This is a genomic window from Pseudomonas sp. R32 (assembly GCF_009866705.1).
GTDB lineage: Bacteria > Pseudomonadota > Gammaproteobacteria > Pseudomonadales > Pseudomonadaceae > Aquipseudomonas > Aquipseudomonas donghuensis.
Window position 1 is genome coordinate 2,300,569 of record NZ_CP019396.1, and the last position, 25,304, is coordinate 2,325,872.

The following is a 25,304-nucleotide window of genomic DNA, read 5'->3' on the forward strand; positions in this document are numbered from 1 at the left end:
TTGCTGGTGGACTTGAGGGGGTAAGGCCTGCTTGTGTTCGATTACCGCACGCTGTTTGCCTCAGCGGCCTTCATGCTGGCGCCGATACGCCCCCGGCTGCAAGCCGACGGCCTTGCTGAAGGCACGGGTAAAGGCGGCAATCGACTGATACCCCACCGCCGCGCACACCTGCTCGACGGTGTTGCTGGCCTTGAGCAACTGGCAGGCATGGCGCATGCGCAGGGCCAGCAACACTTGCCCCGGCGATTGCCCGGCCAGTTCGCTGAAGCGCTTGAAGAACGCCGAGCGCGACAGCCCCGTGCAGGCTGCCATGCTTTCCAGCGACCAGGGCTGGTCGGGGTGTTCGATCAGTTGCTCGAGCAGGCTGGCAAAGTTGGCGTGACGTGCCAGGGCCACCAGGCCGCTGATGCCCTGGTCGTCGCTGACGCGTTGGCGCAGCACATACAAAAACAGCAGATGGCTCAGGCGTTCGAGCAGCGCCGAGGAGGGCGCGGGCAGCCGTTGGCACTCGGCCAGGATCAGTTCGAACAGTGCACGTGCGGCCGTGGATGCCGGGTCGCCGGCACGCAGGATGATCCAGTCGTCCAGGCTGTCGATGACCAGCGACGACAGGCCCGGCTGAAAATGAAAGAACCCGCACACCAGGCCCACGCCGTCAGTGGCTGTGCTGTCCAGCGCTTGCATGACCTGGCGCGGTTGCTGCTGGGCCAGCTCGCAGTCCTGGGCATTGGACAGCCGATAGTTGAAGTCGCGCAGCAGGAACACTGCATCGCCGGCTTGCAGGCGCATGGCCTCGGCCTGGCCGTCGATATGCAGCCAGCAATGGCCCTGGACGACCAGGTGGAAACTGGCCCGCGCCAGGCCGTGGGTGCTGGCGTGCCAAGCGCCGCAATAACGCCCGACATGGAACAGGCTGGCGTCTAGCTCAAGGCTTTCTAATAACCAATCGACTACCGGGCTGGACGAAATCATCTAATGAAAAGACTCAGGAGCAAGTAATAGCGACTGCAGAATATGGCAGGTAATTCTTATAACCAACAGACTTGTGGCACACCCCTAGTATGCAGGAGTCCACTCCATGTCGCGCGTCACTGTCCATACACTGCAAAGCGCCCCAGAGGCTGCCCGTCCTTACCTGGAGAACGCCCAGAAGGCCTCGGGCTTCATCCCCAACCTGCTCGGCGTGCTGGCCAATGCCCCGGCGGCGCTGGAAACCTACGTCACTGTGTCTGCACTTAACGGCAAGGCCGAGCTGAGCCTGGCCGAGCGTGAAGTGGTGCAACTGGTGGCCGCCACCCACCACGGCTGCGATTTCTGCGTGGCCGGCCACACCGCCGTGGCGCTGAACAAGGCCAAGCTGCCTCAAGAGGTGGTCGATGCCCTGCGCGCCAAGAGCGAGCTGCCGCAAGAGAAGCTCGAAGCCCTGGCGGCGTTCACCCGCGAAGTCATCGCCACCCGCGGCAATGTCAGCGAGGCCGGCTACGGAGCGTTGCGCGAAGCGGGTTATAGCGAAGGCAATGCCCTGGAGGTGATCCTCGGTGTAAGCCTGGCAACCCTGTGCAACTTTGCTAATGTGTTCGCCCAAACCCCGCTCAATGACGAGCTGAGCAAGTACCGCTGGCAGCCTTCGGCATAACGAACCCTCGGCGCCGGCGCAGGCTGGCGCATTTTTAAAGGAGTAAACGCTATGCTCGATCCCGCATTGGTCACGTGGCTGGATGCCCAGGCCGAAGCCCTCGACCAGGGCCATGGCGACCCGCAGGCGGTACTGGGGCAACTGGCGGCGGCGCAGGTGCTGCGCGTCGGCATCGACCAGGCTCTGGGCGGTAGCGGCGGCACGGTCGCCGACGCGGTAGAGACGCTTGCCAATGTCGCCAGCCATTCGCTGGCGGCGGCCTTCGTCTTCTGGGGCCAGCGCGCCTTTGTCGAATACCTGCTGCACAGCCCCAACGCCGGGCTGCGCGAGCGCCTGTTGGCCGACCTGCTCAGTGGCAAACTGGCCGGCGCCACCGGGCTCTCCAACGCCATGAAGTACCTCTCGGGTATCGAAGCGCTGCAGGTCAAGGGCCTGCGTGACGACCAGGGCTGGACCCTGGCCGGGCGCCTGCATTGGGTGACCAACCTGCGCAAGGGGGGCTTCGTGGTGGCGGCGGCCATTGAAGAGGAGGGCGCCTCGCCATTCGTCCTGGCCATTCCCGACACTGCTGTCGGGCTGACCCGCTCCGACGACCTGCAACTGCTGGGCCTGCAGTCGAGCAACACCGCCGCCTTGAGTTTCGAGCAGGTGCCGGTCAGCCGCGACTGGCTGCTGCACGAAAACGCCAAGCAGTTTCTGCCTGCGGTGCGTCCGTCGTTCCTGGGCCTGCAATGCGGCATGGCCATCGGCCTGGCGCGCCGTTCATTGAGTGAGGTGGAGGCGCATCTGCAAGGCATGCGCTCGTTCCTTGGCGAGGCGCTGCAGGTACTGCGCGAGCGTCTGGAAAACACCGTGACCGAACTGAAAAAGGGCCTGCTCGACGGGCATTTTCTGACCCAGCCGGCGGCCTTGTTCAAGCTGCGCATCAGCCTCGCCGAAACCGCAGCCGATGCCGTGCAGCTTGAGTTGCAGGCCAGCGGCGGCAAGGCTTATCTCACCGCTTACGGCGCTGGGTTCGCCCGCCGCTGGCGCGAGTCGGCGTTCGTGCCAATCGTTACTCCAAGCCTGGTGCAACTGCGCGCCGAGCTGCAACGCCAGGCGTCGGCAGCATGACCGAGGTGTTGCTCGAAGCCCGCGGTATCAGCCTTGGCTACCCGCGTGAGCACGGCTGGCAAAGCGTGCTGGAAAATTTCGACCTGCAACTGGCGCCGGGCGAGGTGATCACCATCCTCGGCCCCAGTGGTGTCGGAAAATCCAGCCTGTTGCGGGTGCTGGCCGGTTTGCAGCAGGCCCGCGCCGGCAGCGTCAGCCTGCTCGGCGAGCCGTTGCAGGGCCCGCACCCGCGCCTGGCGGTGGCCTTCCAGGACCCCAGCCTGCTGCCCTGGCTGAGCCTGGAAAGCAACGTCGCCTTCGGCCTGGATTTCGCCCGCCAGCCCAAGCTTGCCGCCAGCGAACGGCGTGCGCGTATCGACCATGCCATCGAGGCGGTCGGCCTGCAGCACGCCCGCGAGCAGTACCCGGCGCAGCTCTCCGGCGGCATGGCCCAGCGTACCGCGCTGGCCCGCTGCCTGGCACGCCAGCCGCAAGTGCTGTTGCTCGACGAACCCTTCGGCGCGCTGGATGAAGTGACCCGCGCCGACATGCAGCAACTGCTGCTGCAACTGATTGCCCGGCACAACACTGCGGCCATCCTCATTACCCACGATATCGACGAAGCCCTGCTGTTGTCCGATCGCGTGCTGCTACTGGGCAACCACCCGGCGCGCACCCTCGGCCAATGGCTCATCGACCTGCCGCAGCCCCGCGAGCAGCGGGTCGAGGAACTGGGCGCGCTGCGCATCGACATACTCAAAACCCTTCGGCGGGCCAGCCGCACACCCGAACCTGATTCTCAACCTATGCCGCTGCCGTCGGAGACTGCCCATGTGCCTGGACGACTTCACCCACACTCGTCGTGACTTCATCAAACTCAGCGCCCTGCTGACCGCCGGTGGCGCCATGCCACTGCTCAATAGCCTGCAGGCGCGTGCGGCCAGCGACCCGGATGCACCGGTGCGCATCGGCTACCTGCCGATCACCGACGCCACGCCGTTGCTGGTGGCGCACAACAATGGCCTGTTCGAAGCCGAGGGCATCAAGGCCGAGCGGCCGGTGCTGCTGCGCAGTTGGGCGCAGGTGATCGAGGCGTTCATTTCCGGGCAGGTCAACGTCATTCACCTGCTCTCGCCGATGACGGTATGGGCGCGCTACGGCAGCAAGGTGCCGGCCAAGGTGGTGGCCTGGAACCACGTTGGCGGCTCGGGCCTGACCGTGGCCCCGGGGATTACCGAGGTCAAGCAACTGGGCGGGCAAACCGTAGCGATTCCGTTCTGGTACTCGATCCACAACGTGGTGGTGCAGCAGTTGTTCCGCGACCATGGCCTGACCCCGGTGTCCAAGGCCGCGACTGCCCAGTTGGCGGCCAATGAGGTCAACCTGGTGGTGCTGCCACCGTCGGACATGCCGCCGGCCCTGGCCAGCAAGCGCATTGCCGGCTACATCGTCGCCGAGCCGTTCAACGCCCTGGCCGAAGACCTCAAGGTTGGCCGCGTGCAGCGCTTTACCGGCGACATCTGGCGCAACCATGCCTGCTGCGTGGTGTTCATGCACGAGCATGACCTGAACAACCGCCCAGAGTGGTCGCAGAAGGTGGTCAATGCCATCGTCAAGGCCCAGCTGTGGACCCGCGACCACCGCGCCGAAGCCGCCGCGCTGCTGTCCAAGAGCGGGCCGAACAAATACACCCCGCACACCCCGCAGGTGCTCAGCCAGGTGCTGGCGCCGACGGCCGCGGCCCGCGACGCCTACATCGCCAGCGGTGCGATCCAGCATGCGCAGTGGGACGAGAAGCGCATCGATTTTCAGCCCTATCCGTTCCCCAGCTACACCGAAGAGCTGGTGCGCCGCCTGCAGAACACTTTGATCGAAGGCGACAAGGGTTTTCTTGCCGGACTCGACCCGCAACAGACCGCCCGTGACCTGGTCGACGACCGCTTCGTGCGCAACAGCATCGCTGCGGTCGGCGGGCTCAAGGCTTTCGGCTTGCCAGAGAGCTTCGAGCGTAGCGAGGAGTTTTCGATCTGATGGGCAGGCATGCAATCCATGGCGCCCTGGGCGTTGCCGGCCTGCTCGGCTTGTTGTTGCTGTGGTGGCTGGGCGTGCATGCGTTTGGCGAGGCCGATGGCCTGTCGGCGCGTTTTTCGCCCCAGGCCACCCTCGGCAGCCTGATCGAGCTGCTGGGCCAGGGCGAGGTGTACGCGCATATCTGGGTCAGCCTCAAGCGCATCCTTATCGGCTTGCTGCTGGCCTTGCTGATCGGCGTGCCGCTGGGCTTGCTGGTGGGTAGCTATCGTCACCTGGAGGCGGCGACCACCCCGGCGTTTCAGTTCTTGCGGATGATCTCGCCGCTGTCGTGGATGCCGGTGGTGGTGATGCTGATGGGGGTGGGCGATCAGCCGATCTACTTCCTGCTGGCCTTCGCCGCACTGTGGCCGATTCTGCTCAACACCGCTGCGGGTGTGCGTCAACTCGATCCGCGCTGGCTGCAGTTGAGCCGCAGCCTGAGCGCGACGCGCTGGGAGACCCTGTGCAAGGTGATCATCCCCGGCGTGCTTGGCCATGTGCTCACCGGCGTGCGCCTGGCCATTGGTATCTTGTGGATCGTGCTGGTGCCGTGCGAGATGCTTGGGGTGAGTGCCGGGCTTGGCTACTTCATCCTCGATACCCGCGATCGGCTGGCCTATTCGGAGCTGATGGCGATGGTGCTGCTGATCGGCGTGCTGGGCTTTATGCTTGATGCCCTGGCCCGCGGGCTGCATCGGCGCTGGGTACATGCCTGATCGCGGGGCAAGCTCGCTCCCACCCTGTAGGAGCGGGCTTGCCCCGCGCTGCTCTCATAGACTCCGCCGCCCATAACCCCACGCCGTAATACTGATAAGCGCTGCACACCACACCAGGGTAACCCCCAACGCCTGCCACTCACCCGCCAGATTCAAGCCCGCGCCAATCAACCCGTAATACATCAACCCGAACAACGCCCCCGCCGTCCCCCGGCAATCGCCATACTCGACCAGTGCCGAGCCCAGCAGCAATGGGATCGCCATGGCAAAGGCGCCGAGCATGAAGGCCATGGCCACAGCGATCAGCCAGTGCTCGCCGAGCAACAGTATCGCCAGAGCCGCCAGCAGGTTCACCGCGCAGGCCAGGTTGAGCAGGGTTGCCTGGCTGACACCCCGCGCCAGCAATCGTGCATTGAGGCGCGCGCCGAGCAGCGAGCCCAGCGCCAGCAACACGCCGCTGTAGCCAAACAGGCTTTGCAACTGCAAACGCTGGAAAATGAACGGCGCCAGGCTGTACCAACTGAACACGCCAATATTGAACAATGCCACCAGCAGCGTCGCCAGTAGCACCCGCCGATCACCGAGCATGCGCCGCAAGGTGCTGATCAGGCTGGCGTGGTTGGGCGATTGCGGGCGGGTTTCCGGCATCAGTTGCCAACTCCACAGCAATAACGCCAGGGCCATCAGCAACTGCGCGGTCAGCACGCCACGGTAGCCAAAGGCCTCGGTCAGCAGCGATCCACTGAGCACACCAATCGCCGGGCTGATGGCCAGGAAGATGCCGATCAGGGAAAACACCCGGGCCAGTTGCGCACCGCCATGCACGTCCCGCAGCGCGGTTTGCGTCACCACCGAACCGACCGCTGCGGCGAAGGCGGCGACGACGCGCGCGCCAAGCAGGCCGGTGAAGTTTGTGACCAGCAAGGCCGCCAGCGACGCCAGGCTGTACAGCAGCAAGCCGGCGAGCAATGCCGGGCGCCGGCCCCAGAGGTCGCACAGGCGGCCCCACACCAACACGCCGACGGCAAAGGCGGCGAAATACAGCGACAGGGTTTGCCCCGCCTGCTCAGGCGTCACCCCAAAGCCCTGGCCGATATCCACCAGGGCGGGGCTGTAAAGGGTTTCGGCGATCTGCGGGAACATCAGCAGGGCCGTGGCCAGGGTCAGCCAGGTAGGTTGGGTCATCAGCAGCGTCCCGTCGGTAAGGGCGCTCATGGTAGGTGGCGGGCGAGGGGTGTATTGTCGCGGTCTGGTCTAAAAATAGTGAAAATCGGACAACCTGCATGGCCTGGCTAGAACCCACCGCCACATTCGACCCGCAGAGCTTTGGCACGCCCATCGTCGGCATTTGCTCAGCCTTGGGCGATCACGACTCCGGCATCCATCAGCATCGCATGGGGCAGGTGCTGTTCACCCGCCAGGGCTGCGTGCGCATCGACGCCCTGGCGCCGGATCTGCTCTGTCTGCTGCCACCGACCCGCGCGGCATGGATTCCCGCCGGCATAGCCCATCGGGCGCGGATGCGGGCGACCGTCGATTATCGCTCGGTGTACCTGGACCCCCGGCACTGGCCGCATTTGCCCGCTGAAGTGGTGATCCTCGACGTCAATCCGCTGCTGCGCGAATTGCTCGAACGCATTGCCCAGGCGCCGTTCGAGACCGACTGGAGCCAAGGCGCCGCCGCGCACCTGGCCGGCCTGTGCATCGCCGAACTGCAGGCCGCCGGTCAGCAGCCGATGCGCTTGCCGCTGCCCAGGGATCGACGCCTGGCCAGCCTGGTCGAGAACCTTGAGCAGTTGCCACCGCTGCTGCAGGAACTGGCCCGCACGGTGGGCGCCAGCGAGAAAACCATCGGCCGCCTGATCCGCCGTGACACCGGCATGTCCTATCAGCAATGGCGCCAGCAGTGGCGGCTGGTGCGCGCGGTGGAGCAGTTGGCGATCCATCAGCCGCTGAGCCAGGTGGCGCTGGAACTGGGCTTTGCCAGCGACAGTGCGTTCATTGCCTTCTTTAAAAGCATGACCGGCAGCACGCCGCGGGCGTATTGCTGCTGAGGCAACTGTTACGCAATAAATTCGCGACGCTGTAGCGCTTTCCCGGGCTCGAGATCCGTTACTGTCAATTCCAGTAGCTCAGCCAGGAGGGTGTGCGATGCTCGATATGCAAACGCTGGTGATTTTTTCCGGGGCGGTGACCCTGTTGCTGCTGTCGCCGGGGCCGAACATGGCCTTTGTCATCAGCCATGGGCTGTCCATGGGCTGGCGCGGCGGGCTGGCGGCGGCGCTGGGCATCAGCCTGGCGGACCTGGTGCTCACCGTACTGACCGCCACCGGTGTTACCGCGCTGGTCGCCGCCTGGCCGCCGTCCTTCGACATCATCCGCTTCAGCGGCGCGGTCTACCTGTTGTGGATGGCCTTCAAACTGTTGCAGCCGCGCAAGGCGGGCAACGCCGATAGGCCGCGCGAGACATCCCTGGCGGCGGTGTTGGTTGCGGCCACGTTGAACAGCCTGCTCAACCCCAAGGCACTGCTGTTTTTTATCGTGTTCTTGCCGCAGTTCGTGGTGCCGGCCAAAGGCGCGGTGGCCCAGCAGTTGCTGCTGCTGGGGCTGGTGCTGAGCGTGATTGCCCTGGTCTTTCATGTGCTGTTGGGGGCGTGTGGTGGGGTGATAAGCCGTTGGTTCAGTGGCAAGGGGCGCCTGGCCAAATTGCAGCCACGGTTGTTGGCCAGTGTGTTGGCACTGCTGGCGCTGCGTTTGGTGTTGATGCAGCGCCCGGCGTGAGTGCCTTGCCAGCGATGGGCTGCAGAGCAACCCCAGATTCAATCCTGCAGGTCGTCCTCGCTCATCCACTCAAGCGCATCCGCCAGCGCCACCTCGGCGACCCATTCACTGAAGCTGCGGGTCACGTGTTCATAGCTCAACCGCGAGCGTAGCTCGAGTGTGTCGGCAAACGACAAATGCACGGTGATGACCTTGTCTTCAATCACCCCGTCGCGCACCACGAAGAAGGCAAAGTCTTCCCGATCCTGGCGGCGGGCGAACAGGTAAACCTCGAAGTCCGCCCCGGTTTCCTTGGCAAAGGCTCTGGCGGCGAAGGCGTTCCTGGTCAGGTCAGGTGCTTGTTGCAGCGACGCCTGGGTATCACAGAAATACCACGGTTCCCAGTCGGTCAGGCCTTTGTGAATGAACCAGCGGTAGGCAAGCGGGTAGGGCATTGGCTTAGTCCGTTAATGAGTGCAGGCGCGCCGGTACTCGCCCGGGGTTACGCCATAGGCTTGCTTGAACTGCCGGTTCAGATGGCTCTGGTCCGAAAACCCCAGGGCAAAGGCGACGTTGAACGGCAGGCAATCGCTTTTCAGCAGTTCACGGGCGCGGCTCAGGCGCCGTTGCTTGAGCCAGGCATGGGGCGGCAGGCCCGTGGCTTGGCGAAACACCCGGGCGAAGTGAAAGGGCGAGAGATTCACCGCCGTGGCCAGCTCTTCCAGCGAGGGCGGGTAGGCCAGGCGGCTGTCCATCAACTCCTTGGCCCGGGCCACGGCGCAGGGCTCGTTGCCGGGCGTGCGCGCCGCACCGGCGCGGGCATGACGCTGCACCAGCAACAGCACGGCTTCGCGCCAGGCGGTTTGTTGTTCCAGGGCGCTGGCGCCCCGTTCGGCCGAGCAGTGCAGCCAGCTGAAGGCTTTGGCCAGTTGCGGGTCATGCAGCACGCTGGCGTCAAAGCGCGGCAGGCCGTCGCGCTTGAGTTCCAGCTCGTCGAGCACGCCGGTGATGCGTTCGCTGTCGGGGTAAAAACCGCGATAGCGCCAGCCCTCTTCGCTGGCCTTGGCGCCGGTGTGCAGCTCGTCGGGGTTGATCAGCACCATGCTGCCCACTGGCGCCAGGTGTTCGCTGCCGCGGTGCCAGAAGCGCTGGGCGCCGGACTCGATGATGGTGATCACGTAGCCTTCATGCACATGGGGGGCGAAGCGCTGCTGAAAATAACGCGCATGCAGCATCTCGGTGTCACCGAGCGCCGAGGCTTGCCAGAAGCGGGTCTGTTCCTTGGGTGCAGGGTTCATGGGCTGCCGTTCAACCACCAGCGAAAGACAAAAAAGAAGGCCATGCTCAGCAGCATGCTGATCAAGGTGCTGCGGGTCAACAGCACCAGCACTATCGCCACCAGCGAACCGATCAGGTAAGGGTTGCTCAGGCTCAGGTCAAGCTGGTGCCCGGGCAGAAAGACGATCGGCCCGCAGATCGCGGTGAGCATGCCCGGCACGGCAAAGCCGAGAAATTGCCGGGCGTTGGAGCTCAGGCGCAAAGGCAGGCGCGGTTCCAGAAAGGCATAGCGGTTGAGAAACACCAACAGGCCCATGCCGATAATCAGGGCGAAGATCATGCGCGTGCTCCACTGAATTTCTGGCAGACAAAACCTGCGCTCATGCCCAGCAGGCCGGCGGCCACCAGGCCGATGTCCCAGTGCCAGAAGCTGAACAACACCGAGCAGGACAACGACACCGCCACGCACACCACGGTGGGCAGGTTGCGCACCAGCGGCGCGATCAGGGCGACGAAGGTGGCGACGATGGAGAAGTCCAGGCCCAGTTGGTCCAGGTGCGGGATGTTCTGGCCGAGGATGATCCCGGCCAGGGTGAACAGGTTCCAGGCGATGTAGAAGGTCAGGCCCACCCCCAGGGCGTACCAGCGGTTGAACTGTTGTTTGTCGTACTGGCTGGTGAGGGCGAAAAACTCGTCAGTGAGCAGAAAGCCCAGGCCCAGCCGCCAGCGGGTCGGCAGGCCCGACAGCACCGGGCGCATCGACAGCCCGTAGAGCAAGTGCTGGGAGGTCAGCAACAGGGTGGTGAGCAGGATCGAGAACAGGTTGGCGCCGCCCTTGAGCATGCCGATCGCCACCAGTTGCGCCGCGCCGGCAAAGACAATGGCCGACAGGCCCTGGCCTTCCCAGGGGCTGAGGTTGGCTTCGATGGCCATGGAGCCTGCCAGCAGCCCCCAGGGGGCCACGGCAAGGGACAACGGCAGGATGGCGATGGCGCCTCGAATAAAGGCCTGGCGGGCGAACGGCGGACTGGACATGGACGGCAGCAACAACCAATGAACACGGTTGCACAGCATGCCAGAGCGATGCGCCGCTGACTTGAACGATCTTGCTGTCGGCGGCGACGCCAGTGCCCTCAGTAGAGGTTGCTGGCCAGCCGGCGCTGCGCCGGGATGCAGCCGTTGATGTCCACCGCTTTTTGCCAGTAGCTCCTGCTTTGCGCCGGGTCGGTGCTGGCCAGCAGGCGGTAGACCTCGGCCTGGTAATCGCGCTGACGGCCCCACTGCATGGCCAGGCCTTGCGGTTGCTCGCGATGGCACGGCAGGCGTACGGCCGGTTGCGGGTAGTAAGGTGCGTAGAGGGTCGCGGTGCTCTGCACGCTTTCCAGCGCCGTGCGGTATTCACTGCGGCTGAAGCTCGGGCACCAGTTCTCGATGCCCAGCGCTGCCGGGGCAAACCCCTGGGTCATGCTACCTTCGAGCAGCGGGCAGGCGGCGTCAGGGATCTGGGCTGCCGGCAAATAGGTGATGTAGTAGAGCGCCAGGCGGTATTGTGCTGCCGGGTGGTTAAGTGCCACGGCCTTCTTCAGCAGGGTCACCGCCGGTGCCAGGGTGCGGCCCAGGGCCTGGCCTTGCTGGGCGAGGTCCTGGTCGGTGGTGCTGGTCTTGAGGGTGTAGCTGCTGGTCTGGGACTCGGCCTGTTCCAGGAAGGTCAGGGCCTGGCGGTACAGCAGGTCGGCATGTGGGTCGATCTGCACGCCGGCGGCCAGTGCCGAAGTCGGCAGCACGACGGCGAGCAGGCCGTGCAAAAGGGGCGAGCGGATCAAGGAAGAGCCTCTGAGGTTCGGGGTCGGACGGGCATGCATGTGGGCTTGGAGACAACTGCGCTGTTCAGGGTTCAATCCGACTGTCCATAGTGTGGCTTGAGGCTGGCCTGGGTTATAGCGCGCCATTCTAACCGCTCTGGGCCCACAGCCGAAAGCGTAGCCCGTCAGGGCAACAGTTGCCGGATGTTGTAGGCCAGCCCGGCAACGGCGATGACCAGCAGTACCACGGCGCTGATGGCGCTGATCAGGCGCCGGTCGAGGCGCTCGGCCAGGCGGCCGATGGCCAGGATGTACAGGCCCAGAATACCCAGGTCGAGCACCAGCCAGACCAGCCCCAGCAGCATCAGGCTGTGGCTGAAGCGCTCGGTGACCTGGATGAACTGCGGGAAGAAGGCAACAAAGAACAGGATGTCCTTGGGGTTCGCCAGGCCAATGGCAAAGCCTTGCCACAACCCGCCCTGGTGGGGCGGGGCCTGCTCCGTGGCGAGGGCGGGCTGGCGCAGTTCGGCCAGGGCGCTCAGGCCCAGATAACCGATGAACAGGCAGCCGAACAGGCTCAGGGCGCTCAACACCAGTGGGTTGAGTGCGGCGCTGCTGAAGATCAGGGCTGCCGCCAGGGCAATCAGCACCAACGAAGCGCCGTTGGTGCCCAGGGCGGTCAGCAGCGCCTGCTTGCGCCCGGCGCGGGCGGTGGTGTTGACCACCAGCGCCACCACCGGGCCGGGGCTGGCGATCAGCAGCAAGACGGTCAGAACGTAGGTGGCAAGCAGGGCACTGTTCACAGGCGGATCTCTCGGTCAGGGGGAGCAGAATTCTCGGCAGGCCAGGGAAGGTTGTAAAACGCCTGTTACTGTGGCTTTCTATTAGTTTTACTCATGCTTTGGCTGGACATGAACGAACGTATTCCCGCATTGCAGGCGCTCAGGGCATTCGAGGTGGCCGCACGCTACGGCTCGTTCACCCGCGCCGCTGAAGAACTGGCCCTGACCCAGGGCGCCATCAGCCATCACATCAAGACTCTCGAAGGCCTGTTCGACTGCGCGCTGTTCGAGCGCCGCGGGCCGAAAGTGGCACTGACCGAGCCGGGCCGGTTGCTGGCCCAGGAGCTCAAGGTCGGTTTCAAAATCATCGAGAACGCCTGCGGGCTGCTCAGGCAGGGCCGCCAGCATCTGCGCCTGAAGGCGCCCTCGACCCTGACCGTGCGCTGGTTGCTCAGGCACCTGGCAGCGTTCAAGCAACGCGATGAGCACAGTAATGTGCAACTGAGCAGCGTCTGGATGGACATCGACACGGTGGACTTTTACAGCGAGCCCTACGACTGCGCGATCCTGCTCGGCGACGGTCACTTCGCCGCTGACATCGCCAGCCTCAAGTTGTTTGACGAGTGGCTGGTGCCGGTGTGCCAGCCCGGATACCCGGCAGACCTGGCCCGCTGCGAACTGCTGCACCCGTCGCCGGACCGGCGTGACTGGCGGCGCTGGTTGAATCGGACAGGGGGCAGCGCGCTCAGCCTGGAACGTGGCCAGGTATTCGACACCCTGGATCAGGGCATCTCTGCTGCCCAGCAAGGCCTGGGTGTGGCCGTGGTCGACCTGCTGCTGGCCAGTGGCGAGCTTGACGCCGGCCGCCTGGTCACGCCATTTCCCCAGGCAGTGGCCACCGGCGAGGGCTATTACCTGACCTGGCTGCAGGCCAGCCCCAAGGCGTACCAGGTGCAGAAACTCGGCCAATTCCTGCGGCAGCAGGCACCGCAACTGCCTGGCCAGGGGCTGGACTATTTGTATGACTAATACTGCGGCGCGCCAGCACCCGGCAGCAGCCGCGTGCTCATGAAGTCGATGAACACCCGCAGCCGTGGCGGTACTTGCCGCCCCGAGGGCCACAGCAGGTAGAAGCTGCCGCGCCGCTCCATGTAGTCATCCAGCACGGTCACCAGGTCACCGCGTTGCAGCTGCTGGCGTACGGTGAAATCCGGAATGCAGGTGATGCCGCGATCGCGGATGGCAAAGCAGATGCGCGTGTCGACGTGGTTGCACACCATCGACACCGGGATGTCGTATTCGTGCCCGGCGGGCTCCTGGCGCAACGGCCATTGCTCGAGCTTGCCAGTGCTGGGAAAGCGGTAGTGCAGGCAGGTATGCCGGGCCAGTTCATCGGGGTGCACGGGCGTGCCATTGCGCGCCAGGTACGCCGGCGAGGCCACCAGCACGTGATGAAAGTGGCCAAGAAAGCGCGCGCTCAAACGCGAGTCGCTGGGTGTGCCGCCACGCATGACCACATCGAAACCTTCGCCGATGATATCCACCAGGCGGTCGTCGAAATCCAGGTCCAGTTCGATGGCCGGGTACTGCGCCATGAACTCGCTCAAGGCCGGCATCACCAGCGCGGTCACCTGCGGCAGGCTGATACGCAGGCGTCCGCGTGGCACCTCGCTGGCCTGGGACAGTTCAAGTTCGGTGGCTTCGATCTCGGCGAGGATGCGCCGGCTGCGCTCCAGGAACAGGCTGCCCTCGGCGGTCAGGGTGATGCTGCGCGTGCTGCGGTGAAACAGGCGCACCCCCAGGCGGCTCTCCAGGCGCGCCACGCGCTTGCCAATGGCCGAAGCGCTGACGCCCAACGACTGCGCGGCGCCGACGAAGCTGCCGGTTTCTGCCACCCGCACGAACACCACGAAACCGCTGAGGCTATCCATCTGCATTTCCTGATTGCGGACATCAGTGTCCGTTATGAGCGGAATTGTACCCGTCTTTTTCCGCAGTTACCGCAGGCTTAAGGTTCGCCCATCTTTCCTACAGGAGTGTCACCATGACTCAGATGAGTTGCACGGCGGATGGGCCCGCCGCACTGGAGCAGCCCTTGCCGGTCAGCGGCCTGCTGGCATTGGCAATGACCGGTTTTATCGCCATCCTCAGCGAAACCCTGCCGGCTGGCCTGCTCGGGCAGATCTCCAGCGGCATGCACATCAGCGAGGCCATGGCCGGGCAGATGGTCAGCGTCTATGCCCTGGGCTCGCTGCTGACCGCCATCCCGCTGGTGACCCTGACCCAGGGCTGGCGCCGGCGGCCGGTGTTGCTGCTGGCGATTATCGGCTTCCTGTTGTTCAACACGGTGACGGCCTTGTCCGGTTCCTACTGGCTGACGCTGGTCGCCCGCTTCATGACCGGCGTCGCCGCTGGCCTGGCCTGGGGCGTGATCGCCGGGCATGCGCGGCGCATGGTCAGCCCCGAGCAACAGGGCCGGGCGATGGCGGTGGCGATGATCGGCGCGCCGGTGGCCTTGTCGCTGGGCGTGCCGGCCGGTACCTGGCTGGGCGAGCTGCTGGGCTGGCGCATGACCTTTGCCCTGGTCTCGGCTGCGACCCTGGTGCTGGTGGCCTGGGTGCTGTGCAAGGTGCCGGACTTTGACGGCCACGCCCCCGGCCAACGCCCGGGCATCGCTCAGGTACTGCGCACACCCGGCGTTCTGGCGGTGTTGCTGGTGATCCTCACGTGGGTGCTGGCGCACAACGTGCTGTACACCTATATCGTGCCGTACCTGGCGTCGGTGGGGTTGGCGGCGAGTACCGGCATGGTCCTGCTGACCTTCGGTATTGCCGCATTGGCCGGTATCGGCGTGGTGGGTGCGTTGATCGACAAGCACCTGCGCAACATGGTCCTGCTGAGTTTGTTCGGCTTTGCCATGGTGGCCCTGGTACTCGGTTTTGTCAGCCAGTCGGCGCCGCTGGTGTATCTCAGTGTTGCGCTCTGGGGCCTGACCTACGGCGGCGCGCCGACCCTGCTGCAAACCGCCAGCGCCGACGCTGCCGGGGAGGGCGCCGATGTCGCCCAGTCGATGATAGTCACGGTGTGGAACTCGGCGATTGCCGCAGGCGGCCTGCTCGGCGGCGTGCTGCTCAGCCAGTGGGGCGTGGGCAGTTTCCCCTGGGTGTTGCTGGCACTGATCGCCGTGGCCTTGCTGATTGCCGGTCGCGCCCATGGTCATGGTTTCGCACCGGGCGCACGGGTGCCGAGCTAAGTTCGGCAGGCGCCGGCCCAGACGGGTAGAATCGCTGCATACACAGGTGTTTTCGAGGTTGCAGCGGTGGAGTTACAGCAGGGCTTTGTCCTGACCCGGCATTGGCGCGATACCCCGGCGGGTACGCTTGTCGAGTTCTGGCTGGCCACCGATCAGGGCCCCCGGCGCTTGCGTCTGCCGGTGCAGACCTCGGTGGCGTTCGTCCCCGCCGAGCAGCGTGGGCAAGCCCAAGCGCTGCTGCGCGGCGAGCGCGACGTCGAGTTGCGCGCGCTGGCCCTGCGCGATTTCGAACAACGGCCGGTGCTGGGCTTGTACTGCCGCCAGCACCGCCAGTTGATCCAGCTGGAAAAACGCCTGCGCACCGCCGGCGTGCAAATCTACGAGGCCGATGTGCGCCCGCCGGAGCGTTACCTGATGGAGCGCTTCATCACCGCGCCGGTCAGTTTCAGCGGCACGCCGGATGCCAGCGGTGTGCTGCTCGACGCCCAGCTCAAACCCGCCCCCGACTACCGGCCGACGCTCAAGCTGGTGTCGCTGGACATCGAGACCACCGAGCGCGGCGAGCTGTACTCCATCGCCCTGGAAGGTTGCGGCCAGCGCCAGGTGTACATGCTCGGCCCGGCCAACGGCAACGCCGAAGGCGTGGATTTCGACCTCGAATACTGCGACAGCCGCGCCTGCTTGCTCGAACGCCTGAACGACTGGCTGGCTGTGCACGACCCCGACGCGATCATCGGCTGGAACCTGGTGCAGTTCGACCTGCGCGTGCTGCAACACCACGCCACCGAGCTCAAGGTGCCGTTGCGCCTGGGCCGTGGCGGTGAAGCAATGGACTGGCGCGCGCACGGCAGCCGCGCGCATTTTTTTGCCGGGGCCGCCGGGCGCCTGATCATCGACGGTATCGAAGGGCTGCGTTCGGCGACCTGGAGCTTCCCTTCGTTCAGCCTGGAGAACGTCGCCCAGACCCTGCTCGGCGAAGGCAAGGCCATCGACACCCCGTACCAGCGCATGGACGAAATCAACCGCATGTTCGCCGAGGACAAGCCGGCCCTGGCCCGTTACAACCTCAAGGACTGCGAACTGGTCACACGGATTTTCGCCAAGACCGAACTGCTGACCTTCCTGCTCGAACGGGCCACGGTTACCGGCTTGCCGGCTGACCGCAGCGGCGGCTCGGTGGCGGCGTTCTGTCATTTGTACATGCCCCTGATGCACCGCCAGGGCTTCGTCGCGCCCAACCAGGGCGAGCGCCCGGAGGAGGCCAGCCCCGGCGGCTTCGTCATGGACTCGCGGCCGGGGCTGTACGAGTCGGTGCTGGTGCTCGACTACAAGAGCCTGTATCCGTCGATCATCCGCACCTTCCTGATCGACCCGCTAGGGCTGATCGAAGGCCTGCGCGAGCCGGGCGACGCGACCTCGGTGCCGGGCTTTCGCGGTGCGCGCTTTTCCCGTACCCGGCATTGCCTGCCGGCGATTGTCGAGCGGGTCTGGCAGGGCCGCGAGGTGGCCAAGCGCGAGCACAATGCGCCGCTTTCCCAGGCGCTGAAGATCATCATGAACGCCTTTTACGGTGTGCTCGGTTCCAGTGGCTGCCGCTTCTTCGACCCGCGCCTGGCCTCATCGATCACAATGCGCGGCCACGAGATCATGCGCCGTACCCGTGAGCTGATCGAGGCCCAGGGGTATGCGGTGATCTATGGCGACACGGACTCCACGTTCGTCTGGCTCAAGCGTGCCCATGACGAGGCGGATGCGGCGCGCATCGGCCGCGAGCTGGTGCAGCAGGTCAACCAGTGGTGGCGCGAGCACCTGCGCGACAGTTATGGCCTGGACAGCGCCCTGGAGCTGCAGTACGAGACCCACTACAAGCGCTTTCTGATGCCGACCATTCGCGGCGCCGAGGAGGGCAGCAAGAAGCGTTATGCCGGCTTGGTGCAACGTGGCGAGGGCGTCGAGGAGATGATTTTCAAGGGCCTGGAAAGCGTGCGCACCGACTGGTCGCCGCTGGCCCGGCAGTTTCAGCAGGAACTGTATGAGCGGATCTTCAAGCGTCAGCCGTATCAACAGTATTTGCGTGAATACGTGCGCAAGACCTTGGCGGGTGAGCAGGATGAGCTGTTGATCTACCGCAAGCGCCTGCGCCGGCCGCTGGCCGACTACCAGCGCAATGTGCCGCCGCATGTGCGCGCAGCGCGCATGGCTGATGACTTCAATGACCGTCAGGGCAGGCCGCGGCAGTATCAGAATGGCGGCTGGATCAGCTACGTGATTACCGTGGCGGGGCCGGAACCTTTGGAGACGCGGCATTCGGCGATCGATTACGACCACTACCTGACCCGTCAGTTGCAGCCGGTGGCGGATGCGATCCTGCCGTTCGTGGAGGACGACTTCACGGCGTTGATCGATCGGCAGATGGGCTTGTTCTAGCCGGACCTGCATGCACTGACCCTGTGTGGCTTGCCGGCGATGAGGCCGGTGCAGGCAGCACATCAGGGGTTGACTGGATTGCGACCGCTGCGCGCTCGATCGCCGGCAAGGCCTGCTCCCACAGGTCCGGCGCTTGCCGGTGATGAGGCCGGTGCAGCCAGCACATCAGGGGTTGACTGGGTTGCGACCGCTGCGCGCTCGATCGCAGGCAAAGCCAGCTCCCACAGGTCCGGCGTGCACAGATCTACTGTGGGAGCTGGCTTGCCGGCGATGAGGCCGGTGCAGCCAGCACATCAGGGGTTGACTGGGTTGCGACCGCTGCGCGCTCGATCGCAGGCAAAGTCAGCTCCCACGGGTCCGGTACATGCAGGTCTATTGTGGGAGCCGGCCTTGCCGGCGATGAGGCCGGTGCAGCCAGCACATCAGGGGTTGGCTGGATTGCGACCGCTGCGCGCTCGATCGCAGGCAAAGCCAGCTCCCACAGGTCCGGCGTGCACAGATCTACTGTGGGAGCTGAGCAGCCGCTATTGAGTCCACACCACCCGCAGCAACGCCACCATCAACCAGGCCGTGGCCGCCAGGGCGGTAATGGTGCGCACATGGTTCCAGCGGTTCCATATCCGCGCATAGGTCGGCCAGGCACTGGCCGCCTCGCTACTGGCCGGGTCCAGGCGCGCCAGGCTCTGGTTTCGCGGCACGTTGAAGAGCATGGTCACCAGCACGTTACCGAGCAGATACAGGCCGCTGCCAATGCCGATGCACAGGCTGCCCGGCAATGGCCAGCGCAACCAGGCCCAGGTCAGCAGAATCGCGCAGGTCACGGCGGTACCGAGAAACAGCGAGAGGAACAGGCGGTTGAGCACCACCTGGTTGATCGATTGCATGGCCGTCACCGCACTCTGTGCCGGAATGCGCTCCAGGGCCTGCATGACGAAGTTGGAGAAGGCGAAGAACAATCCGCCCATCAACCCGCAGCCCAGGGCGGTAACAAGGATCAGCAGCAATAGCAGGGTGTCGGCAATGCTCATGGTTCAGGCCTTTTTCCAGGGTGGTCGTCGGGCATGGCAGGCGGCCTTCAGCTATCCTCAGAATCGGATGACAGACCTTTCGGTGTGCATCCAAGGTCGCACTTGGTAATCGGAAGTTACCTTTGCCTTGCCCACTCATCTGGCCCTGTAGTTTAGGCTCGCAACCCGGATCTTTCGTCGCGATTTGTAGTCTTTGATGCATGGAATTTGAAAGGAGATGCGCATGCTTGTCCGGTCACTGACCTTCGCCACCTTGCTGGCCATCGTTGCCGGTCCCGCCCTCGCTGCCGATAGCGATGACCCCTTGGGCCAGGATCTGTACAAGGCCCGCGCCTTGGTTGTGCTTGCCCCCAGTACCGCTGACCCGACCCTTCGCGCGTTGAACAAAGCCCTTGAAGACCCGGCCACCAAGGCTGCCTTCGAGGAGCGCAAGCTGGTGCTGTACAGCGTCGCCGGCATGATCGGCAAGCGTGATGACAAGTTTCTGGATCAACAGGCGACCATGGCCCTGATCCGCAAGTTCAAGTTCAGCGCCCGGGATACGATGGTCACCCAGGTAGTACTGGTGGGCAAGGACGGCGAGCTGCACCGGATCGAACACACCGGCATCCTCGAGCCCAAGGCGATTTACGATGCGGTCGACCAGTTGCCGGCAGCGGAAAAAGCCATCGTGCCGCCGACCGTTGCCGATTTGAAGGAGGACGCCACCAAGGGCAAAGAGGTCAAGCCCGGCAAGGACGGCAAACCCGCCAAGCCGGCCAAGCCGGCACCACCACCCAAACCGCCGAAGCCGCTGGAGGATTGAGGTTCAACCAGAAGCGTTCAGACGTACAAAGAATGCTGTGTTGAATGCGCCGAGCTGTTCGAGGAACTGTTCGGCGCTGGCTTCGGGTTGATAGGCGTGACGCAAAAAGAATTCGACCTCAGCGGCCAGTTGCGGACAAGCAATACGTAACTGGTCAGCATGATCCTCCAGGGTCAGCGGCCACGAAGGGTCCTTGTCACTTCGCAGCATGTTGCCGGCCCGCAATGCCTTGCGTGAGACTTCCCGTTGCAGCCAGCGCAGCGTGTCTGCGTCGCCCGCATCGGCGATACCCTCGGCATATCGCTTAAATGCAGCCTGCAGGTCGGCATTGACTGCCCGCGCGATGGCTGGTGAAGGCTTGAATGGCGCGAAGCACTGGGCGAGGTCTTCGCCCCAGATACAGCGGCAGTGATGCTTTAGCCAGTAACCCCAACTGTTGCGGTGTTCTTCGGCCAGTACCTGGTCACGGGTGCCGATGTCGAAATCGATCTTGCTCACCAGTGGGTGCCGGTTCTGCAGCTCACCTCTGACCCGTTCAAGCTGCTGCAGGTCATTGGCGTTGGGGCAATGGTTGAGTATCAGGGGCACGTCCAGGTCCGATTCACCTTCGCGGGCATCGCCACGGGCAACGCTGCCGTAGAGGTAAATGCCACCGAGCAGCGTATGGCATCGGTTTTCGAGGGTGCGGCAGAGATCGTCGAGCACAGGCCGGTAGGCGGGTTGTAGCGCTATCGGCGCAAGCGTGAGGATAGCGCCGTTGGCATCCACCCCACCGATGTACTTCTCCATGAACACCCGCTGGAAACCCTGATCGACGGCGCGATGGGTTTCGCGATACCCAAGCGCTTGATACAGCCCCAGGTTCTCCGCCATCGCCTGGTTGGTGTACAGGCGAATCCGCGGCAATCCCAGCTGGCGGGCGCGGGCTTCGGCATGCTCGATCAGCTGGCGGCCATGACCGCGGCCCTGGGCTTCGGGATGCACCGCGATATTGTCGAGGAGCATTGTCTGCGCTTCGACGATCAACACCAGCAGACCCACTACCTGTCCCTGGTCTTCCAGCACCTGAAGCTGCCGGCGGGTGACCAACTGCGCGTAGTCTTCCAGCATCGGGCCGGGCTTGGCGCCGATGCGGGCGATGTAGGGGCTGTAGGCCGCCTCGATCAGGGCATCGATGGCGGGCAGGTCTTCAGTGGAGGCCAGGCGGATCATGCAGCGAGTCCTTGGGCGAGCGTGCGGTTCACTACGCTAACACTAACTCCCGGTCTTGACCTTGCTCCACACCCGGGTGCGGATGCGCTCGTATTTGAGTGGCAGCGGCTCCAGGGCGAACAGGGTATCGAGCACCGCCTGGGGCGGGTACACCGACGGGTTGTCGCGGATCTTCGCTTCTACCAGTGGTGCGGCGTCCTTGTTGGCGTTGGGGTAGCCGAGGTAGTTGGTCGAGGCGGCGATCACCTCGGGGCGCAACATGTAGTTGATAAAGGCCAGGCCTTGCTGCGGGTTGGGCGCGTCTTTGAGCAGCACCATGCTTTCGAGCCAGAACGGCGCACCTTCGCGGGGAATGCTGTAGCGGATGTCGCGGCCATTCTTGGCGTTGTCGGCGGCAAGTCTTGCGTCAAACACCCCACCGGACCAGCCCAGCACCACGCAGACATTGCCGTTGGCCAAGTCCGAGATAAAGCGCGAGGAGTCGAAGTAGGCGATATGCGGGCGCACCTTGAGCAGCAGCGCTTCGGCCTTGCGGTAGTCCTCGGGGTTCTTGCTGTTGTAGGGCAAGCCCAGGTAATGCAGGGCGATGGGGATGATCTCGTTGGGCGCATCGAGCATGGCCACGCCGCAGTCGGCCAGCTTGGCGATGTTTTCTTCCTTGAAGATCAGGTCCCAGGAGTTGAGCGGTGCGGCATCGCCCAGGCGCGCCTTGACCTTGTCGACGTCATACCCCAGGCCCGTGGTGCCCCATAAATACGGAGCAGCGAAGCGGTTGCCGGGGTCGTTGTTCTGCAGTTTGGCGAGGATCTGTGGGTCCAGGTGCGGCAAGTTGGGCAACTGGCTGCGGTCGAGCTCGGCCAGCACCCCGGCCTTGATCAGGTTGGGCAGCAGGTCGCCGCTGGCAAATACCACGTCATAGCCACTGCGCCCGGCCATCAGCTTGCTCTGCATCACATCGCTGTTGTCGAACACGTCATACACCGGGGCGATGCCCGAGGCCTGCTGAAATTCCTTGGTGGTGTTGGGGGCGATGTAGTCGTACCAGTTGTAGATGTGCACGCTGGGTGCGCTGCTTTCGGCGGCCTGGGCGACGGCGACGTTGAGCAGCGCGGCGAGTACCAGGGGGATAGGGCGGGTCGACTTCATGGGGCTCTCCGGGCTCTTGTTGTAAGGGATAGCGCTCAGGGGATCAGCAGTTCGCGGCGCCCGTCAGGGTGTTCGATGCGTTGGCCGGGCAGTTGCAGGCGCCGGTCGGCCAGGTAGTCGTAGGCGCGGCGGGCGTGTTCGAGTTGTTGCAGGTCCAGCTCGATGACCTGCCGGCAGGCCTCGCGCCCGGCTTCGAACAGCAGGCGTCCGTGCGGGTCGACCACCGCGCTGGCGCCGGCGAACACCAGGCCGTCATCGCCTGCGCCGACGCGGTTGACCATCAGCGCAAAGGCCTGGTTTTCCTGGGCGCGGGCCATGATCGCGGTACGGTGCACCGGGCCGTAGGGGTCCATGTTGCCGTTGCTGACCACGATCAGGTCGACGCCCAGTTGCGCCAGGGCGCGGCTGCTTTCCGGCAGCTCGATGTCGTAGCAGATCAGCAGGCCGATGCGCAGGCCTTTCCAGGTGGTTGTGGCGTAGCGATCGCCGGGCATGAACAGGCCGCGCTCCGAGGGCCACAGGTGGGTCTTGCGGTAGCGCAGGGCAATGCCCTCGGGGGTCAGCAGCAGCGAGGTGTTGTAGTAGCGGCCGTCGGCCTTTTCGGCCAGACCGATCACCACCGCGACATCGCGTTCACGCACTGCCTGCAGCACGGCCCGGACGCTGGGGCCATCCACGGCTTCAGCGACCTCGGGCAATTGCGCGGCGCTGGCAAAGCCCATCAGCTGGGTTTCCGGGAACACCAGCAAGTCGCTGTCGGCCGCGCAACCGGCGATGGCCTCAAGGGTACGTTGCAGGTTGTAGGCGGTATCGCCGTCGCGGCCGGCGAGTTGTATCAGTTCGATCTTCATCGTGGTTCCTTGCGTAGGGCTGGAACCGAGTATGCGGCGCGACGGCGTGGGCGGTAATCACGTTGATGGAGTAACCCTGAATGGGTAATGGCGCTCAGATCTCCCGTTCAACAAAGGCGAAGTCGTCGTCGATCAACTGCTGCAGGTACTGATCGAAGCTGTCGGCAATCACTTCATAGCTGTCAGGGTCGTGCAGGTAGCGCAGCACCTGGCCGACGGTGCCGCCGGCGGCGGGGTTGAAGTCGATGTACAGCTTGGAAGTACCGCCATTGTTCATGCAGTGGGAGAAGCACAGGCGCTGGTTCATGCCCAGGTCGATGTCGATGCCCGGGCCGACGGTTTCCGGGTATTCGTCCAGGTAATCGCCGTAGATGCCGCGAATGCTGTCGGTGTAACCCCTGGCGTCTTCGAGGATCTGTGCGGCGGCGCTGAGGAAGTAGGGGTACTCTAATACGTCCGAGCCGAGGATCAGGACGATGACCGTGCCGCCTGGGTAGTCTCGGAAATGGGTCCCGTCGATATGGCCGAGCAGTTCCAGCAGGCTGGCGGGGCACAGCGGGTAACGCTCAGTGAGCGTCTGCAGGCCTTCGGCCGAAGCGCCGTGGGCAAGGTTCAACTGCTCAAGTGACTCGCTTGGCAGCGCCTGACGCAGGCCGGTGAGGTAGGTGGTGACGAGGGACATGAGGGGCGGTTCCTTCCTGAAAGAGCACAGATGATAGCCAGGCTGACGTAAATTCACCGGGATTGCGAGCGCTGCGCGCTCGATCGCGGGCAAGGCCCGCTCCCACAGGGTCCGCGCCGCTCTCAGGGTTTGTGCAAAACCTGTGGGAGCTGGCTTGCCAGCGATGAGGCCGGTGGGCCAGCTTGAGTGCGGCGCTCTTCCAACGCCTTCTATCATTCGCATAGAATGATAGAAATTCTCATTTGCTCTTCGAGTCGCCATGACCGATTCCAACCCCGCCCTGCGCCAGCAGGTCAGCCACCTCTACCAGGCTCATCACCGCTGGCTGACCGGCTGGCTGCGGCCGCGGGTGGAATGCCAGGACCTGGCCGCCGACCTGATGCAGGACGTGTTCGTCCGCGTGCTCAGCGCCGACGATGCCAGTGACCGCCTGCGCGCCGTGCGTGAACCTCGTGGCTACTTGGCGACCATCGCCCGGCGGCTGATGATCGACCACTTTCGCCGCGCGCGGCTGGAACGCGCCTGGCTGCAAGCGCTGGCCGAGCAGCCCGAAGCCCTGGATATCTCTGCCGAAGGCCGGGCCATCTTGCTGGAAACCCTCTGCGAGCTGGACGCCATGCTCGCAGGCCTCGGCGCCCGGGTGCGCAAGGCCTTTCTGCTGTCGCAACTCGATGGCATGACCTACAAGGCCATCGCCCAAACCCTCGGCATCTCGGTGGTCACGGTCAACCGCGACATCGCCAAGGCCCTGCACCATTGCACGCTGTACAGCCTGCAGCACGAGACCGACTGATGGCCGCCCTGGACTCGCGCCAACTCGCCGCCCTCGAGCAGGCCGCCGCCTGGCGTGCGCGCCTCGGTGACGAAAGCGCCGGCAATGCCGAGCAAGCCGCCTGGCACGCCTGGATGCAGGCCGACGAGCAGCACCGCTGGGCCTGGCAGCAGGTCGAACGGGTGCAGCAACGCCTGCAGCAAATGCCCACGCGCCTGGCCGGACGCACGCTGGAGCTGGCCGGCCAGCAGCCGGCGATGGGCCGGCGCGGTGTACTCAAGGGGCTGGTCCTGGTCGCCGGTGCCGGCGGGCTGGGCTGGGCCGGTTACCAGCAGGGGCGCCAAGGCCCCTGGTTCGCCGACTACCACACCCGCACCGGTGAACGCCTGAGCCTGACCCTGGACGATGGCAGCCAGGTCCAGCTCAACACCGCCAGCGCCCTGGATGTACGTTTCGACCCTCAGCAGCGTTTGCTGGTGCTGCGCGACGGCGAGGTGCTGATCACTACCGCCAAGGACCCGGCCAATCGACCCTTCCTGGTACGAACCCGCCACGGCACGCTGCAGGCGCTGGGCACGCGCTTCTCGGTGCTGGCCGGCGAAAACACCACGCGCCTGGCCGTGTTCGAAAGCCGCGTGCGGGTGCTGCCGGGCGAGCAGGGTGGCGGAGCGCTGCTGGAGGCCGGTGAGCAATGCCGTTTCGCCAACCCGGCGCTGGTGCTCAGTTCGCCACTGGAAACCAACCTGGACGCCTGGAGCAAAGGCCTGCTGATCGCCAACGAGCAGTACCTTGGGGCGTTTGTCGCCGAGCTGGCGCGCTACCGCCGCGGCTGGTTGCGCTGTGCGCCGGAGGTGGTGGGGCTGCGCATCAGCGGCACCTTCAGGCTCGACGACCAGGCGCAGATTTTCCGCGCCCTGGAAAGCACGCTGCCGGTGCGGGTCAGCCTGCGCACGCCGTACTGGGTGACGGTGCAGGCCCGTTAGCTAAAGTAT

General features: G+C 64.8%; 27 protein-coding genes. 13 read left to right on the forward strand and 14 right to left on the reverse strand.

What is annotated here, in order from left to right; all coding sequences use genetic code 11:
* Positions 1-60 precede the first annotated feature (60 nt).
* Positions 61-972 (reverse strand): AraC family transcriptional regulator, encoded by a 912-nt coding sequence (locus PspR32_RS10675; protein ID WP_159388439.1) that lies wholly within the window; start codon positions 970-972, stop codon positions 61-63.
* Positions 973-1,078: 106 nt separating this feature from the next.
* On the opposite strand from PspR32_RS10675, the gene PspR32_RS10680 reads away from it, so the two are divergent.
* The 5 genes from PspR32_RS10680 to PspR32_RS10700 are packed head-to-tail and all read left to right on the forward strand — an operon-like array spanning position 1,079 to position 5,514.
* On the forward strand, positions 1,079-1,636 hold the full coding sequence (locus tag PspR32_RS10680; protein WP_010225657.1) for a carboxymuconolactone decarboxylase family protein: 558 nt from the start codon (positions 1,079-1,081) through the stop codon (positions 1,634-1,636).
* A gap of 51 nt (positions 1,637-1,687) precedes the next feature.
* Positions 1,688-2,749, forward strand: coding sequence for an acyl-CoA/acyl-ACP dehydrogenase (locus PspR32_RS10685; RefSeq protein WP_036996054.1), 1,062 nt, complete (start codon positions 1,688-1,690; stop codon positions 2,747-2,749).
* Positions 2,746-3,594 carry an ABC transporter ATP-binding protein gene (locus tag PspR32_RS10690; protein WP_036996053.1) on the forward strand — a complete coding sequence of 283 codons (849 nt, stop codon included), beginning with the start codon at positions 2,746-2,748 and terminating at the stop codon, positions 3,592-3,594. The genes PspR32_RS10685 and PspR32_RS10690 overlap by 4 nt, the downstream gene beginning before the upstream one ends.
* Complete coding sequence (locus PspR32_RS10695) at positions 3,560-4,759, forward strand: ABC transporter substrate-binding protein (protein ID WP_159388440.1); 1,200 nt, start codon at positions 3,560-3,562, stop codon at positions 4,757-4,759. Before PspR32_RS10690 ends, PspR32_RS10695 begins: the two co-directional genes overlap by 35 nt.
* Complete coding sequence (locus PspR32_RS10700) at positions 4,759-5,514, forward strand: ABC transporter permease (RefSeq protein ID WP_159388441.1); 756 nt, start codon at positions 4,759-4,761, stop codon at positions 5,512-5,514. Before PspR32_RS10695 ends, PspR32_RS10700 begins: the two co-directional genes overlap by 1 nt.
* 54 nt (positions 5,515-5,568) lie before the next feature.
* On the opposite strand, the gene PspR32_RS10705 is transcribed toward PspR32_RS10700, so the two are convergent.
* Positions 5,569-6,699 (reverse strand): Bcr/CflA family efflux MFS transporter, encoded by a 1,131-nt coding sequence (locus tag PspR32_RS10705; protein ID WP_159388442.1) that lies wholly within the window; start codon positions 6,697-6,699, stop codon positions 5,569-5,571.
* A gap of 98 nt (positions 6,700-6,797) precedes the next feature.
* Between PspR32_RS10705 and PspR32_RS10710 the strand changes: the two genes are divergently transcribed.
* Positions 6,798-7,568: an AraC family transcriptional regulator gene (locus tag PspR32_RS10710; protein ID WP_159388443.1), complete on the forward strand. Its 771-nt coding sequence runs from the start codon at positions 6,798-6,800 to the stop codon at positions 7,566-7,568.
* Positions 7,569-7,665: 97 nt separating this feature from the next.
* Complete coding sequence (locus PspR32_RS10715; protein WP_010225665.1) at positions 7,666-8,295, forward strand: LysE family translocator; 630 nt, start codon at positions 7,666-7,668, stop codon at positions 8,293-8,295.
* A 38-nt stretch (positions 8,296-8,333) separates the two neighbouring features.
* On the opposite strand, the gene PspR32_RS10720 is transcribed toward PspR32_RS10715, so the two are convergent.
* The 6 genes from PspR32_RS10720 to PspR32_RS10745 form a co-directional block, all read right to left on the reverse strand.
* On the reverse strand, positions 8,334-8,729 hold the full coding sequence (locus tag PspR32_RS10720; protein ID WP_010225667.1) for a hypothetical protein: 396 nt from the start codon (positions 8,727-8,729) through the stop codon (positions 8,334-8,336).
* Positions 8,730-8,741: 12 nt separating this feature from the next.
* Positions 8,742-9,572, reverse strand: coding sequence for an AraC family transcriptional regulator (locus tag PspR32_RS10725; protein ID WP_010225669.1), 831 nt, complete (start codon positions 9,570-9,572; stop codon positions 8,742-8,744).
* The gene (locus PspR32_RS10730; protein ID WP_010225671.1) at positions 9,569-9,892 is read right to left on the reverse strand and encodes an AzlD domain-containing protein; all 324 of its coding nucleotides are present in this window, start codon (positions 9,890-9,892) and stop codon (positions 9,569-9,571) included. The genes PspR32_RS10725 and PspR32_RS10730 overlap by 4 nt, the downstream gene beginning before the upstream one ends.
* Positions 9,889-10,587, reverse strand: a complete 699-nt coding sequence (locus PspR32_RS10735; RefSeq protein WP_159388444.1) for an AzlC family ABC transporter permease — start codon at positions 10,585-10,587, stop codon at positions 9,889-9,891. The genes PspR32_RS10730 and PspR32_RS10735 overlap by 4 nt, the downstream gene beginning before the upstream one ends.
* A 98-nt stretch (positions 10,588-10,685) precedes the next feature.
* On the reverse strand, positions 10,686-11,414 hold the full coding sequence (locus tag PspR32_RS10740; RefSeq protein ID WP_159388445.1) for a sel1 repeat family protein: 729 nt from the start codon (positions 11,412-11,414) through the stop codon (positions 10,686-10,688).
* Positions 11,415-11,539: 125 nt separating this feature from the next.
* Positions 11,540-12,157 (reverse strand): LysE family translocator, encoded by a 618-nt coding sequence (locus PspR32_RS10745; RefSeq protein ID WP_010225677.1) that lies wholly within the window; start codon positions 12,155-12,157, stop codon positions 11,540-11,542.
* A gap of 108 nt (positions 12,158-12,265) precedes the next feature.
* Here PspR32_RS10745 and PspR32_RS10750 point away from each other — a divergent pair, with 108 nt between their 5' ends.
* A complete protein-coding gene (locus PspR32_RS10750) occupies positions 12,266-13,165 on the forward strand; it encodes a LysR substrate-binding domain-containing protein (RefSeq protein ID WP_159388446.1) in 900 nt (299 codons plus the stop codon).
* Here the strand turns inward: PspR32_RS10750 and PspR32_RS10755 are convergent.
* The gene (locus PspR32_RS10755; RefSeq protein ID WP_036996047.1) at positions 13,162-14,067 is read right to left on the reverse strand and encodes a LysR family transcriptional regulator; all 906 of its coding nucleotides are present in this window, start codon (positions 14,065-14,067) and stop codon (positions 13,162-13,164) included. The two genes, PspR32_RS10750 and PspR32_RS10755, sit on opposite strands and share 4 nt — an antisense overlap.
* Before the next feature lie 122 nt (positions 14,068-14,189).
* On the opposite strand from PspR32_RS10755, the gene PspR32_RS10760 reads away from it, so the two are divergent.
* Entirely contained in the window at positions 14,190-15,389 is a 1,200-nt protein-coding gene (locus PspR32_RS10760) for an MFS transporter (protein ID WP_036996140.1), read from the forward strand.
* Between the two features lie 66 nt (positions 15,390-15,455).
* Positions 15,456-17,816, forward strand: a complete 2,361-nt coding sequence (locus PspR32_RS10765; protein WP_159388447.1) for a DNA polymerase II — start codon at positions 15,456-15,458, stop codon at positions 17,814-17,816.
* A 524-nt stretch (positions 17,817-18,340) separates the two neighbouring features.
* On the opposite strand, the gene PspR32_RS10770 is transcribed toward PspR32_RS10765, so the two are convergent.
* Complete coding sequence (locus tag PspR32_RS10770) at positions 18,341-18,844, reverse strand: anthrone oxygenase family protein (protein ID WP_159388448.1); 504 nt, start codon at positions 18,842-18,844, stop codon at positions 18,341-18,343.
* A gap of 223 nt (positions 18,845-19,067) precedes the next feature.
* Here PspR32_RS10770 and PspR32_RS10775 point away from each other — a divergent pair, with 223 nt between their 5' ends.
* The gene (locus PspR32_RS10775; protein ID WP_159388449.1) at positions 19,068-19,649 is read left to right on the forward strand and encodes a DUF4174 domain-containing protein; all 582 of its coding nucleotides are present in this window, start codon (positions 19,068-19,070) and stop codon (positions 19,647-19,649) included.
* Positions 19,650-19,652: 3 nt separating this feature from the next.
* Here the strand turns inward: PspR32_RS10775 and PspR32_RS10780 are convergent, their stop codons facing one another.
* The 4 genes from PspR32_RS10780 to PspR32_RS10795 form a co-directional block, all read right to left on the reverse strand.
* Positions 19,653-20,861, reverse strand: coding sequence for a GNAT family N-acetyltransferase (locus PspR32_RS10780; protein WP_159388450.1), 1,209 nt, complete (start codon positions 20,859-20,861; stop codon positions 19,653-19,655).
* A gap of 42 nt (positions 20,862-20,903) precedes the next feature.
* The gene (locus PspR32_RS10785) at positions 20,904-22,007 is read right to left on the reverse strand and encodes a polyamine ABC transporter substrate-binding protein (protein ID WP_036996041.1); all 1,104 of its coding nucleotides are present in this window, start codon (positions 22,005-22,007) and stop codon (positions 20,904-20,906) included.
* 35 nt (positions 22,008-22,042) lie between these two features.
* A complete protein-coding gene (locus tag PspR32_RS10790) occupies positions 22,043-22,858 on the reverse strand; it encodes a carbon-nitrogen hydrolase family protein (protein WP_159388451.1) in 816 nt (271 codons plus the stop codon).
* 94 nt (positions 22,859-22,952) lie between these two features.
* Positions 22,953-23,540, reverse strand: coding sequence for an SMI1/KNR4 family protein (locus PspR32_RS10795; RefSeq protein ID WP_036996039.1), 588 nt, complete (start codon positions 23,538-23,540; stop codon positions 22,953-22,955).
* Positions 23,541-23,799: 259 nt separating this feature from the next.
* Here PspR32_RS10795 and PspR32_RS10800 point away from each other — a divergent pair, with 259 nt between their 5' ends.
* On the forward strand, positions 23,800-24,333 hold the full coding sequence (locus PspR32_RS10800) for a sigma-70 family RNA polymerase sigma factor (protein ID WP_159388452.1): 534 nt from the start codon (positions 23,800-23,802) through the stop codon (positions 24,331-24,333).
* Entirely contained in the window at positions 24,333-25,295 is a 963-nt protein-coding gene (locus PspR32_RS10805; RefSeq protein WP_036996036.1) for a FecR domain-containing protein, read from the forward strand. Before PspR32_RS10800 ends, PspR32_RS10805 begins: the two co-directional genes overlap by 1 nt.
* Positions 25,296-25,304 lie beyond the last annotated feature (9 nt).

Bases quoted from the DNA above. Each gene is read 5' to 3' on its own strand.
- PspR32_RS10675 (WP_159388439.1), bottom strand. From the start codon at position 972: ATGATTTCGTCCAGCCCGGTAGTCGATTGGTTATTAGAAAGCCTTGAG.
- PspR32_RS10680 (WP_010225657.1), top strand. From the start codon at position 1,079: ATGTCGCGCGTCACTGTCCATACACTGCAAAGCGCCCCAGAGGCTGCC.
- PspR32_RS10685 (WP_036996054.1), top strand. From the start codon at position 1,688: ATGCTCGATCCCGCATTGGTCACGTGGCTGGATGCCCAGGCCGAAGCC.
- PspR32_RS10690 (WP_036996053.1), top strand. From the start codon at position 2,746: ATGACCGAGGTGTTGCTCGAAGCCCGCGGTATCAGCCTTGGCTACCCG.
- PspR32_RS10695 (WP_159388440.1), top strand. From the start codon at position 3,560: ATGTGCCTGGACGACTTCACCCACACTCGTCGTGACTTCATCAAACTC.
- PspR32_RS10700 (WP_159388441.1), top strand. From the start codon at position 4,759: ATGGGCAGGCATGCAATCCATGGCGCCCTGGGCGTTGCCGGCCTGCTC.
- PspR32_RS10705 (WP_159388442.1), bottom strand. From the start codon at position 6,699: ATGACCCAACCTACCTGGCTGACCCTGGCCACGGCCCTGCTGATGTTC.
- PspR32_RS10710 (WP_159388443.1), top strand. From the start codon at position 6,798: ATGGCCTGGCTAGAACCCACCGCCACATTCGACCCGCAGAGCTTTGGC.
- PspR32_RS10715 (WP_010225665.1), top strand. From the start codon at position 7,666: ATGCTCGATATGCAAACGCTGGTGATTTTTTCCGGGGCGGTGACCCTG.
- PspR32_RS10720 (WP_010225667.1), bottom strand. From the start codon at position 8,729: ATGCCCTACCCGCTTGCCTACCGCTGGTTCATTCACAAAGGCCTGACC.
- PspR32_RS10725 (WP_010225669.1), bottom strand. From the start codon at position 9,572: ATGAACCCTGCACCCAAGGAACAGACCCGCTTCTGGCAAGCCTCGGCG.
- PspR32_RS10730 (WP_010225671.1), bottom strand. From the start codon at position 9,892: ATGATCTTCGCCCTGATTATCGGCATGGGCCTGTTGGTGTTTCTCAAC.
- PspR32_RS10735 (WP_159388444.1), bottom strand. From the start codon at position 10,587: ATGTCCAGTCCGCCGTTCGCCCGCCAGGCCTTTATTCGAGGCGCCATC.
- PspR32_RS10740 (WP_159388445.1), bottom strand. From the start codon at position 11,414: ATGCATGCCCGTCCGACCCCGAACCTCAGAGGCTCTTCCTTGATCCGC.
- PspR32_RS10750 (WP_159388446.1), top strand. From the start codon at position 12,266: ATGAACGAACGTATTCCCGCATTGCAGGCGCTCAGGGCATTCGAGGTG.
- PspR32_RS10755 (WP_036996047.1), bottom strand. From the start codon at position 14,067: ATGGATAGCCTCAGCGGTTTCGTGGTGTTCGTGCGGGTGGCAGAAACC.
- PspR32_RS10760 (WP_036996140.1), top strand. From the start codon at position 14,190: ATGAGTTGCACGGCGGATGGGCCCGCCGCACTGGAGCAGCCCTTGCCG.
- PspR32_RS10770 (WP_159388448.1), bottom strand. From the start codon at position 18,844: ATGAGCATTGCCGACACCCTGCTATTGCTGCTGATCCTTGTTACCGCC.
- PspR32_RS10775 (WP_159388449.1), top strand. From the start codon at position 19,068: ATGCTTGTCCGGTCACTGACCTTCGCCACCTTGCTGGCCATCGTTGCC.
- PspR32_RS10780 (WP_159388450.1), bottom strand. From the start codon at position 20,861: ATGATCCGCCTGGCCTCCACTGAAGACCTGCCCGCCATCGATGCCCTG.
- PspR32_RS10785 (WP_036996041.1), bottom strand. From the start codon at position 22,007: ATGAAGTCGACCCGCCCTATCCCCCTGGTACTCGCCGCGCTGCTCAAC.
- PspR32_RS10790 (WP_159388451.1), bottom strand. From the start codon at position 22,858: ATGAAGATCGAACTGATACAACTCGCCGGCCGCGACGGCGATACCGCC.
- PspR32_RS10795 (WP_036996039.1), bottom strand. From the start codon at position 23,540: ATGTCCCTCGTCACCACCTACCTCACCGGCCTGCGTCAGGCGCTGCCA.
- PspR32_RS10800 (WP_159388452.1), top strand. From the start codon at position 23,800: ATGACCGATTCCAACCCCGCCCTGCGCCAGCAGGTCAGCCACCTCTAC.
- PspR32_RS10805 (WP_036996036.1), top strand. From the start codon at position 24,333: ATGGCCGCCCTGGACTCGCGCCAACTCGCCGCCCTCGAGCAGGCCGCC.